The 12,463-nt window shown below is 31.8% G+C and carries 9 protein-coding genes; 7 read left to right on the forward strand and 2 right to left on the reverse strand.

The annotated features are described in order from the left end of the window. The first annotated feature begins 4 nt into the window (after nucleotides 1-4). The gene (locus Q3907_RS00290) at nucleotides 5-1,306 is read left to right on the forward strand and encodes an alpha-amylase family glycosyl hydrolase (protein ID WP_301896658.1); all 1,302 of its coding nucleotides are present in this window, start codon (nucleotides 5-7) and stop codon (nucleotides 1,304-1,306) included. Here the strand turns inward: Q3907_RS00290 and Q3907_RS00295 are convergent. Beyond that, nucleotides 1,303-2,853: an AAA family ATPase gene (locus tag Q3907_RS00295; protein ID WP_301896660.1), complete on the reverse strand. Its 1,551-nt coding sequence runs from the start codon at nucleotides 2,851-2,853 to the stop codon at nucleotides 1,303-1,305. The genes Q3907_RS00290 and Q3907_RS00295 overlap by 4 nt on opposite strands. A 74-nt stretch (nucleotides 2,854-2,927) precedes the next feature. Between Q3907_RS00295 and Q3907_RS00300 the strand changes: the two genes are divergently transcribed. The 4 genes from Q3907_RS00300 (at nucleotide 2,928) to Q3907_RS00315 (ending at nucleotide 7,922) form a co-directional block, all read left to right on the forward strand. Then, nucleotides 2,928-4,652: a DUF5696 domain-containing protein gene (locus Q3907_RS00300; RefSeq protein WP_301896661.1), complete on the forward strand. Its 1,725-nt coding sequence runs from the start codon at nucleotides 2,928-2,930 to the stop codon at nucleotides 4,650-4,652. After that, nucleotides 4,649-4,942, forward strand: coding sequence for a hypothetical protein (locus Q3907_RS00305; protein WP_301896663.1), 294 nt, complete (start codon nucleotides 4,649-4,651; stop codon nucleotides 4,940-4,942). Before Q3907_RS00300 ends, Q3907_RS00305 begins: the two co-directional genes overlap by 4 nt. 218 nt (nucleotides 4,943-5,160) lie before the next feature. Beyond that, nucleotides 5,161-5,934 carry an ABC transporter substrate-binding protein gene (locus tag Q3907_RS00310; RefSeq protein ID WP_301896664.1) on the forward strand — a complete coding sequence of 258 codons (774 nt, stop codon included), beginning with the start codon at nucleotides 5,161-5,163 and terminating at the stop codon, nucleotides 5,932-5,934. Then, nucleotides 5,892-7,922 (forward strand): ATP-binding protein, encoded by a 2,031-nt coding sequence (locus Q3907_RS00315; RefSeq protein WP_301896665.1) that lies wholly within the window; start codon nucleotides 5,892-5,894, stop codon nucleotides 7,920-7,922. The genes Q3907_RS00310 and Q3907_RS00315 overlap by 43 nt, the downstream gene beginning before the upstream one ends. Before the next feature lie 908 nt (nucleotides 7,923-8,830). Here the strand turns inward: Q3907_RS00315 and Q3907_RS00320 are convergent. Continuing rightward, nucleotides 8,831-9,772: a M28 family peptidase gene (locus Q3907_RS00320; RefSeq protein WP_301896666.1), complete on the reverse strand. Its 942-nt coding sequence runs from the start codon at nucleotides 9,770-9,772 to the stop codon at nucleotides 8,831-8,833. Between the two features lie 957 nt (nucleotides 9,773-10,729). Here Q3907_RS00320 and Q3907_RS00325 point away from each other — a divergent pair. Continuing rightward, nucleotides 10,730-11,815, forward strand: coding sequence for an ABC transporter permease (locus Q3907_RS00325; RefSeq protein WP_301896689.1), 1,086 nt, complete (start codon nucleotides 10,730-10,732; stop codon nucleotides 11,813-11,815). A gap of 12 nt (nucleotides 11,816-11,827) precedes the next feature. Then, nucleotides 11,828-12,463 (forward strand): ABC transporter ATP-binding protein, encoded by a 636-nt coding sequence (locus tag Q3907_RS00330; RefSeq protein WP_003865125.1) that lies wholly within the window; start codon nucleotides 11,828-11,830, stop codon nucleotides 12,461-12,463.

The following is a 12,463-nucleotide window of genomic DNA, read 5'->3' on the forward strand; positions in this document are numbered from 1 at the left end:
TAGTATGTGGGCAAGTGATAGTGTATTTTATCAAATCTATCCTTTTGGAGCTTGTGGAGCGCCATTTGAGAATGATCATGTTCTAGTAAATAGAATTCATAAGTTAGAGGAATTTATTCCGCATTTAAAGAAATTAAAAATAGACTGTATCATGTTAAATCCAATTTTTGAAAGTCGTACGCATGGCTATGATACAACGGATTTTAAAACGTTGGATACTCGATTGGGTACAAATGAAGACTTAAAAGAAGTCATAGAAAAATTCCACAACAACAACATTAAAATTATATTAGATGCCGTATTTAACCATGTGGGTCGTGATTTCTTTGCGTTTCAAGATGTATTAGAAAAGAAGTGGGATTCATCTTATAAGGATTGGTTCTATATTGATTTTAATGGAAACAATCACTACAATGATGGATTTTGGTATCAGGATTGGGAAGGCAATGATATCTTGGTGAAGTTAAATCTTCAAAATCAAGAGGTTGTAAATTATATTCTAAGCGTAGTGGATTTTTGGCAAGAAGAATTTAAAATTGATGGTTTAAGATTAGATGTCGCATATTGTCTAGATAAAAACTTCCTTCAAACATTACATAATCATGTAGATAGAGACTTTTTTCTTTTAGGAGAAACACTACATGGAGACTACAATCAGTGGATGAATGACAATATGTTAGATTCAGTTACAAATTATGAGTGTTATAAGGGGTTGTATTCAAGTTTTAATTCGGCTAACTTCTATGAAATTCTATATTCATTGAATCGTCAATTTGGCAAAGATCCATGGTGCTTATATACGGGTAAACATTTATTTAACTTTGTGGATAATCATGATGTTGAAAGGGTCGCATCTATTCTAGAGGATAAAAATCAATTGCCTTTAATTTATACGATGTTGTTTACTATGCCAGGCATTCCATGTATTTATTATGGTAGTGAATGGGGTATGGAAGGTAAAAAGAATTGGAATGATACCCAGCTTAGACCAGAAATCAAAGTCTTTGAATGGAATGAATTAACGAATACCATTCAAAAGTTAATCAACCTAAAACATAATCATTCTGCTTTATCTTATGGAGACTATACACAGATTGGTATCACAAATACGGCTTGTATCTATCAAAGACAAGATGAAAAGGAATGTCTATGGATCTGTATGAATATGAAAAATGAAGCTCAAACATTAGGCTTTAATGGACAAGGTAACTTCATTGATATTGAAACAAATGAAGAGGCTCCTGTTAACAACGCACTTGAGTTCAAGCCTTATGAAGTAAGAATCTTAAAAAGATCGAGCGATTAAAGTCGCTCGATTTTGCATATGTGTTTTCTTGTTTTCTTGTCGTAAGTAATACCAACGAGTAATAAATTGTCTTTGTATTTTTCTAAAACAGAAGGATACTTTTTTTCTTTGATTTGTGTAATGGCTGTATTTACATCTTGATTCCATTTTAATTCAACCAACATGGCTGGCTTATCTGTTTTAGGGATGAAGGCTAGATCCGCAAATCCTTTGCCGGTTGGGAGTTCTCGAATCACAGTATAGTGATCTCTTGCGGCATAGAAGGCAAGATCAATTGTATAGCTTAGAGCATTTTCATCATTATATTGAATGTGGCTAGTTTCTAGATGGGCTTGTTCAATATAATCAGCTACTTTTGCTTCATTCATATTAAACGTAGCATCTAATAAGTTTCGTGAATTTTGAATGGCTTTAGTGGTCGCATTCCAATCTGAATTTTTAATGGATGTAAAGAATGAGTCCATGACTTCTTTATTTGGAATGTAGCATGTTTGATCTTTTTGATTGTATCCCAAATATCCTAAATGAATCAGTAATGTAAGAACATCATCTTTTGAACCAAATGTGGACATATCGTTTTCAAATGAAGATGTGTCGATATATACTTCTTTTCCTGCCATCATTTGAATAATATTGTCTTTTAGTCCATCAAAATTTAAATCGATATATATTTTTAAAGCTTCAAAAGATTCTGTTTTAGTCCAATAATTTGAAAAATCATGTTTTGAAATAGCTGCAACTACAGATCTTGGTGAAAAAGTTGAAATAGTGTCTGTCATATGGTACCCATCATACCAATCTTTCATTTTTTGATAATCTACATTGTGCTTTCGACATAAATTCGATACTTCTTCTTCGGTAAATCCCATGTAGTTTGCCAGTGGCTTTGATTGCGTCATAGATATTTCATCAAACATATTTAAGGCACTGTGAGTTCCGTATTTTTTGATTGGTAATATTCCTGTCATGTAACACATTTCAATATAATTCTTATCTTTTAAAAGGCTCCTTAAGAAATTTAAATATGTTTCTTGTGCAGTTTTGTTTTCTTTGAATTCTCTAAAGATACAATCCCATTCATCAATAATAAAGATAAATTTATTTTTTGTATACGCATAGACTTCATTGAATGCATCGATGATTTCGGTTTCAGTTATGGCATCTTTAAATTCAAATTTCAAGTCTTTTAAAATCATTCGATTGATTTTCACAAGCATTTCATCAATTGAATTTGTGGTACTTAAAAAGTCTTGTATGTTTAAATGAATCACATTGTGCTTGTTTAAATGTTCAAGAAAAGAAGGACAGTGACTGATATTTAATGTATTAAACAAGTCTTTTGAATTTGTACCCTTTGAATAATAAGCTACCAACATATTCGCATCTGTACTTTTCCCAAATCGTCTTGGACGAGTTACACAAATACAATCATTAGAAGTATTTATAGCTTTATTTGTGTATTCAATCAATAATGATTTATCTACAAAGATAGGACTGTTACACAATCTTTCATAACGGTTATTATCTGGATTTAAATAAATGCCCACAGTTGCACCAACTTTCTTATACTATTCTAACATATCATATATGGTATAATGACTAAGACAAGAGGTATTTATGTATGGAAAATTGGATTCGAAATCAGGATTCATTTTATGTGACAAAAGAGAATCAGAAGATATATTTTAGTGATGATTTCATCAAGTCAGAATCAAGAGTGACAGGTTTAGGTAAGGGTATTTATAGTACTTATAAATATTTTGATACATATATCTGGAAAGAAGATAGTACGAACCATTATTATTTTGAGTGGATTCCAAAAGTGGATGAAAATATTAAAGAGGTTCATTTTCCAGATAGTTTTGTGTGTGAAGATAAGGATGGCTATTCAACGATTCCTTATATGCAAGGTTTACTGATTCCCAATCGGTATGATTATGATTATAGTCATATTGCCTTTGATGGTCAGTTTACTAGTTGTGCTGCCTATATGCCTTGGCTTAGTCAAACGAATAATGGAAAAGGGTATATCGCAATCAATGAAACGCCTTGGGATTCTAAATATACAATTGATCATGATGACAAGGGGACAAGGCTTCAATTTGTGTGGTTAACAAGTCTAGGTAAGATGCGATATAAGCGTGTTGTCCGATATTCTTTTGAAAGTAATATGGATTATAATCGTGCTGCTAAGATTTATCGAGAGTATGTAAAAGAAACTGGTTTATTTAAGAGTTTAAAAGAGAAAGAAGTTAAACTTTCTAAAATATCAGAACTTCAACAATGTGCTGTTGTTCATACGGGTATTAAGGCGCATACGGAAAAGGATTCTAGGTTTTATTGTGGGCAAGAGGATGTGATTCATTCTTTTGAATCAGTAAAGGAAATGATTCAAAAGCTTCATAGTTTGGGTTCTTCTAAACTCTATCTTCATTTGGATGGTTGGGCAGATCCTGGCTACGACAATTGTCATCCGGATTATTTGCCGGCATGTATTGAAGCTGGTGGATGGGCTGGTTTAAAGAATTTACAGGATAGTTTAAGTTTGAAAAATGATTTATTTGGCTTACACGATCAGTATCGTGATTATTACTATACGGCTAAAACACATAATGAAAATGAAGCGATTCAATTAGAGGATGGTAGTGTGTTTGAACATGCCAATTGGGCTGGGGGAAGACAAAACTATTTGTGTGCAAGTCTTGCACCGAAGTATGTAAAAAGAAACTACACTGAGATCTTAAAACATATTGATTTGGATTGCGTATACTTAGATGTATTTTCTTGTAATGAAATGGATGAGTGTTTTAATCCAGAACATTTGATGACAAGAAAAGAGTGTATGGAATACAGAAGGGCTTGTTTTCAATATATGATCTCAAAAGGAATCATTCCTTCAAGTGAGGAGTGTAGTGATTGGGCGATGCGAGAACTTGTATTTTCACATTATGGGCCTTATGAATTTATGATGAAAGAAGAAAATGAGAAAAGAATGGGTATACCTGTACCCCTATTTAATCTTGTGTATCATGATTGTTTCATTTTGCCTTGGCCAATGGAAAAAAGGCAAGAAGACTACATGTTGTATGCGTTATTAAATGGTGGTATTCCATATGTCATAAGAAATGCGCCTTATGATAATGTGGATGGTAATTTTGGAAGTGATGGTTTATCCATAGAGGATAAAATTAAAAGAGCCAATATTGTCCTTGATTTTTATCAAAAAATTAAAAATGAAGAGATGGTAGAGCATAAAATCATTAATGATCATATTCAACAGACTACTTTTAGTAACAAAGTTACAATTGAAATCAACACAAAGGAGAATACGTATAGAATTGTATGAAAATATTAGGATTAATATTACTAATGTTACTAACAGGTTGTACACAAGCACAACCCGAACTTAGAGAGACAAAAGAAGTTCAAACATCAATACCATATTCAGATGAGGAATTGATTGAAAGTGCAAATAATCAAATTGAGGATGATGCATATTATGTGGATTCAATCACTCAACAGTCAGATAGTGAAGTGTGGTTTTCATTAAAGAATAAAGACTTAAACAAACAATATGTGTTTAAATATGAAGGTAATGAGTTAATTCCAGACAGATTAGTGGATAATGTAGATTAAATGTATTGACTCAATATTTGAGATAACGTAAACTTGATTTAGTGATCGTTCTGTAGAAACTTGCGAAGCCTACAGGCGGGGAAGAACCTGCGGGTCTCTTCCTCTTTTTATTATGAATTGTGTAAATTGGTTAGATTTTATTAAAAAATAATTTCGTTTTATTGACTGAATCTTGTGAAATAAAATATACTATTAACAATTGGATATGGAGAAATAATATGTTTAAAAAAGGGAAAAGATTAGCTGTGTTATGCACAATCATTTTTGTGGTTTTATCTATGTGTATGCCTTGTTTGGCAGATGAGACGCAGAAGACGATTCGTGTGGGATCTTTTGAAGATACATTTAATTATGTAGATGAACATGGTGTAAGGCGTGGTTATGGCTATGAATTGATGCAGGCTTTAGCTGGGTATACAGGATGGAAGTTTGAGTATGTGAAGTGTAATTGGTCGAACTGTTTTGATAAGCTTGAAAATGGTGAGATTGATATCATGGGTGATATATCGTATACGGATGATCGTGCTAAAGAAATGCTTTATTCTGAGGAAACGATGGGTGAAGAAAAGTATGTTTTGTATGCGAATTTATCGGATACGGATATTTTGTCTTCAGATTATAAGTCTTTGGATGGAAAACGTATAGGTGTGCTTAAAGGTGCTAAGCCTGAATATATGCTTACAAATTGGGAGAATAAGTATGGTATTCATACTGAGCATGTGAATGTTAGTGGTAATGAGGATGTAAAAAAGAAATTGGCGAATAATGAGATTGATTGTTTCGTGTCTTTAGAAGAGTCAATTTGGTCTGAAAGAGGGATTTCTAGTGTAACTACAATTGGAAAGTCTGATATATATTTTGTGATCAATAAAGAGCGTAGTGATATTAAACAAGAATTGGATTATGCGATGCGTCAATTGGATAGTGATAGTCCTTTTTTCAAGTCGGTTTGTATAAGAAGTATTTTACTTTGGATTATACGCAATTTTTAACAGGTGTTGAAAAGTCATATATCAAAGAGCATGGTGGTATTCAAATTGGTTTTTTAAATAATGATCCTGTTGTGTTTTCTATGGACAAAAAGAGTGGAGAGATTCGTGGTACACTTTCTGAATATATTTCGTATGCCAAAGATTGTTTAGGGAATCATACATTAAAATTTGATATAGAGGCTTTTGATGATTATGACAAAATGATTGAGGCTTTACAGAATAATGAAATTGATGTGATTTATTATGCGAGTCGAAATTCAAATGTTGCCGAAAAAAAGGGGTATGCACTTTCGAATACGGCTTGGACGTATAATTCGATTGCCGTTACAAATAAGGAGGATTTTAATGAAAACGATTCATATGTGGTAGCTGTACCGAAAAACAAGGTAGCTTTAAAACAACATATTGCGTATAATTATCCGCATTGGAAACTCGTGGATTGTGATTCGATTGAGGATGGTGCGAATATGGTTGTTGCTGGTAAAGTGGATTGTTTTATCATGGGATCGAGTCAGGTATTAAGTTTTGATGGTAAAAAGAATTTTAAAATTATTCCTTTGACAAAGACAATGGAGGCTAGTTTTGCGGTAAAGGATGGAGAAGCCACATTATTATCTATCATGAATAAGACAATAAAGGCTATGCCTTCGGATATGTTAACAAGTGCAATTGCGATGTATGATAGTACAGCTTATAAAACGACTTTTTATGGCTTTTTAAAGGATCATTTGTTTGTTGTGCTTGTTCTAGGCTTTAGTATTATTATTGTAATTCTTCTACTTTTACAAAAGGCAAGACAAGCAGAGGCGAGTGCTAAGGATGCAAGCTTAGCTAAGACACAATTTCTTCATAATGTATCGCATGATATTCGTACGCCTATGAATGCGATTTTGGGCTATTCTGAACTTATGAAGAATGAATTGAAGGATAATGATTTGCCTAAGGTTGTAGAGCATTTAAATAAGCTTCAAAAGGCGGGGAATATTCTTTTATCAATTATTAATAACGTTTTAGATATGGCTCGCATAGAAAGTGGTCATATGGAATTGGAAGAAAACTATGCGAATATTGAGGATATAAGACAAAGATTGTTTGAAATGTTTGAGGATGAGGCGAAGAAAAAGAATATTCATTTGAGGTACACTTTTAATGTGGAGCATAAACATGTCATGGCCGATGTGACTAAGGTTGAAGAAATTTTTGTGAATATTTTAAGTAATGCCCTAAAGTATACGCCTTCAAATGGTTCTGTTGAAGTGAGTGTGGATGAGCTTTCATGTGATGAGCCTGGATATATGATTGTTCGTACAAGTATTACGGATACAGGTATTGGTATGAGTAAGGAGTATTTGGATAAGATTTTTGAATCTTTTTCAAGAGAAAGAATGACATCCAGTAAAATTAGTGGTACCGGTCTTGGTATGGCCATTGTTAAGAAATATGTGGATCTTCTTGGTGGAAATATTGATGTAAAGAGTGAGCTTGGTAAGGGTAGTACGTTTATTGTCACACTAAAATATAAAATTGCGGATGAAAAATATTATTTGAATAAACAAGAAGAGAATTGTGAAGTTGATAATGCAATTTTTAATGGTAAACATATTCTTTTGGCTGAGGATAATGATTTAAATGCCGAGATTGCACAAACCATATTAGAGCGTGCAGGACTTTTTGTAGATCGTGTAAAGAATGGTATTGAGTGTGTGAATAAGGTCATAGAAAATCCGGTTGGTACATATGATGCCATTTTAATGGATATTCAAATGCCAAACATGGATGGTTATAAGGCAACGCATGTAATTCGTAGGCTTTCATCACCTGAAAAAGCAAATATTCCTATTATAGCTATGTCTGCCAATGCGTTTGAGGAAGATAAGAAAAAAGCATTTGATGTAAAAATGAATGATTATATAACGAAACCAATTGACTTTCAAAAAATGGAAGAAGTGTTAAAACATGTATTGAGTAAGAAGGATCCTCTTAGTTGAGGATTCTTTTATCTTATGTTGTGTAAATGATTGATTTTGTGTTAGTTTAGATGTTAAAACCGTATCTAATTCAACGAAAATAATGCGATTTAGACAAGATAGGATCATTCGCAACAAAATGCTTGGAATTAATAATGTTTTCACATTGAACATTTATAATAGAAATTGGCTACTGGATGTAGTAACGGTGAACCCTCTGAATAAAAAGGATGATAACTTGAGTTCTTAAAGATTCTGATTTTATAGGAGGACGTGTTGTATGTATATTTATCTGTACATTGATGTTGCCATGTGTTTAATGGCTTTAGTTGAATTACTAAAAATCGCATTGATTATTATAGAAAAATGTAAAAGACACTAGTTCACCCGCTCCAAGGATCAAACTAGTGTCTTTCGACATTAAATAATTCAGAGGAACCACTGTATCCAGTAGTCTTTCTGCATGAATATTAAACAATTGATATATATAAAAGTCAAGACTAACCTTATCTAATCTACGAAAACAAGATATTTTAGATTAAATAGGAACTATTGTAATACAAAATATTTTCACATTGAACATTTATAATAGAAATTGGCTACTGGATGTAGTAACGCCTACCCTTGGAATTAAAAGGATGATATCTTGAGTTCTTAAAGATTTCGATTTTGTACAAGGACGTGTTCTATGTATATTTATCTGTACATTGATGTTGCCATGACTATCTTGGCTTTAGTTGAATTACTAAAAATTACATTATTGATTATAGAAAAATGTAAAAGACACTAGTTCACCTTCCCCAAAGGATTAAACTAGTGTCTTTACATTAGATAAATTCAGAGGAACTACTATATCCAGTAGTCTTTCTGTATTTGTATTATAGTTGTTAAATTGATTTTATGCAAATTAATTGATTATGTTGGAATAATCATCTGGATGTACGGGCTGTTTTGACAAGCTTGCATACACCATCGCTTAATAGTTCGATATTTTCTTCATTGAAAATTATAACTCTAGAAGTATGTATTCGATCAAGATAATAGAACAAGCCTTTCTTAAGGCTGCAAACTCCATATGCATATTTAAAGTTAAAGTTGTCGGATGGATAGAATCCAAATCCTTTGTTGATGTGAACTCTTATATAATCTGTTGATGCAAATGCATTTATAATATTATCATGTTTTGATTGATCATTTTTAATTTGTTTCGTTGGAAAGAAAAATATATCATTGCCATCGGATACACAATCAAAATTAATGATAAGTTTATTCTTTACATATTCTTTATATTCTTTCGCAAAAGCAGAAGAGCCTAATAAACCTAGTTCTTCGTTGTCAAATAACACAAAACATACTTCATCTCTTAAATCTTCTGGCAATTTGATGGCTGACTCAATGATTGTAATGATACCACTCGTATTATCATTTGCAGTATGTTTATTTGCTTTTCCAAACAACATCCAAATCATTATAATTAACCATGAAATAAAAGAAGCAATATTAAGCTCAATATTCTTAAATAGACCTATCCAAACAAATAATTGAATTAGAAAGACGTTCATAAAGAATATAAGAATTAATACACAAATAATAATGGCTAATTGTGATAAAATCAGACCAAACAAATTATTAGGCACAATTAAATTGGGAAAAGGTAAGACCGCCTGTGTATCATAGTGAGCTGTACAAAATATTTTAGCTTTCTCTATATTACCGATAATTATATTATTATTTATCCCTTTATGTTGAATACTGGGGCAATACCCATATTGATTAAGTTCATGAATTATATATTTACGAAATTCCTCTTTTTGTTTTTTTGTTTTTCGAACTTGAAAGTGATCAAGAATTCTACGACTCGTTTCATTCATTCTTATTTCTCCCTTAGTTGCATATATTTTATCATAATGTGAATGGTTTTCGTGTTTTTATAAAATTGAATTCGAAAAAGTCAAAACTAACCTTATCTAATCTAACGAAAATAAGGCATTTTAGATCAAATAGGAACAATCGTTATAAATTTAGTGGAATTCACAATAATTTCACATTGAATCTTTATAATAGAAATTGGCTACTGGATGTAGTAACGGTGAACCCTCTGAATTAAAAAAAGAAATCTGCTTGAGTTCTCGGCAGATCCTTCGATTTTTTTGCAGGAGGACGTGTTTTATGTATATTTATCTATACATTGATGTTGCCATGACTATCTTGGCTTTAGTTGAATTACTAAAAATCACATTGATTATTATAGAAAAATGTAAAAGACACTAGTTCACCCAAAGCCAACGGATTACTAGTGTCTATACATTAGAATAATTCAGAGGAACCACTGTATCCAGTAGTCTTTCTGTATGAATATTAAACAATTGATATATATAAAAGTCAAGACTAACCTTATCTAATCTAACGAAAACAAGACATTTTAGATTAAATAGGAACTATTGTAATACAAAATATTTTCACATTGGATTTTTATAATAGAAATTGGCTACTGGATGTAGTAACGCCTACCCTTGGAATAAAAAAGATGACATCTTGAGTTCTCAAAGATTCAGATTTTTTAGGATGACGTGTTTTATGTATATTTATCTATATATTGATGTTGCCATAGGCTCTTGGCTTTAGTGAAATGACTAAAAATCACATTGATTATTATAGAAAAATGTAAAAGACACTAGATAAATTCAGAAGAACTACTTTATTCAGTAGTTTTTCTGTATCTGTATTATACATATTAATTTAGGATTAATTTTAAAAATTCATAACTTCATTTCATACACATTTCATAAATGATTGCTAATATAGTGTCGGATAAGGAGTTGGTTGTTTTGATACATAATGCTTATGCATATATCACAAGAAAAAAAGTAAGAACGGGTATCTTGTTTTTGATACTTATGGTTATCCTGATCAGTCTTTATGAATGTTTGAGTATACTTTCATACAACGCACAATTAGAACGGTCTTTATATTCTGCAAGTCATAGTTCGATTGTAGTACAAAAAAAGGATGGTTCTGAATTTGAACATACATCTTTTGAAAATTCTGTGTATGAATATGAATTTGTATCTAAATTAAAAGAAGCGAAGGTTGTTTCTATTAAGCAGGGTGTAACACTGGATTCATTGCCTGAAGAATATAAGAATGTGGTTTCAGTAATTGGAACTAATAACACTTCAAAAAATGTTTTATTTCGTAGTGGCGTGTTTACTTTAACTTCCGGAAAAAATATTGATTCTAAGGATAGAAACTCTATTCTTATTCATTCGGATTTAGCTAAGAAGAATCATTTAAAAGTAGGGGATACAATAGTTTTGAATTCTCATACTTATACCATTAAAGGCATCTTTGTAGGTAAGAAACATGAAACCTATACAGGTTTATCTTCCGATTTAAGTGAGAATACTATGTTTGTGGATTATAATTCTCTGGATACTAAGATGGTTACTAAATTGACTATAGAATCAAATCGTTTAAAACAAGTTCGATCCTTATATCCATCAAGTGAATATGTTGTGTCTAAAGATAAAAATGCCTATCAATCGTCTTTAGAATCTATACAAAGTATGAATCACATGATTCAGATTCTATCTTGTTCTATCATTGTGTGTGGACTTGTTGTCTTATCTTTAGTCTTAGTTCTGTGGCTAAGAGATCGCATTCATGAAATTGGTATCTTGTTGTCTATAGGTAAAAGTAAGGTGGAAATCATCATCCAATTTATATTCGAACTTGTATTTATATCTATTCCATCAGGAATTATTCTATGTGCTTATAGTGTAATCAAACATAAAGCGTTATGCTTCATATTAAGTTATGGCTTGCTGATGAGTATTATTATCGTTTCTGTACTACTTGCGAGTCTTATGATCATGATCAAAAAGCCAAGGGAAATATTATCAAAATTAAGTTAGGAGAAATAAATAATGAGTATATTAGAAATAAAAGATGTAACGTATGGTTACACAAAATTAGAACATATTTTATTTGAAGTGAATCAAAACTTTGAGTGCGGAAAGTTTTATGCGATTATTGGAAAATCAGGAGCTGGTAAATCAACCTTATTATCTTTATTAGCTGGACTTGATGAGCCAGACTCTGGTGAAATTTTATTTGAAGGAGAAGATATTTCAAAAACGGGATATACAAATCATCGTAAGAATCATATTTGTCTTGTGTTTCAAAATTACAATTTGATTGATTATTTAACACCATTAGAAAATGTACGCTTAGTCAATTCTAAAGCTTCGCCTTCCATTCTTTTAGATTTAGGACTTGAACAATCCCAAATCAATCGTAGTGTAATGAAACTATCGGGAGGGCAGCAACAAAGAGTTGCGATTGCCCGTGCCCTTACAAGCAGTGCACCTATTATCTTGGCAGATGAACCAACGGGAAATCTAGATAGCGATACGGCTAGTGAAATTATTGATATCTTAAAGGCTCGTGCTAAAGAAAGAAATAAGTGTGTGATTGTTGTGACACATAGTAAAGAGGTAGCGGATGCCGCTGATGTTGTATATGAATTAAAAGATAAAAAGTTAAAGAAGAGGGGGGAATAG

This window comes from uncultured Holdemanella sp. (assembly GCF_958348295.1).
Classification (GTDB): Bacteria; Bacillota_I; Bacilli_A; order Erysipelotrichales; family Erysipelotrichaceae; genus Holdemanella.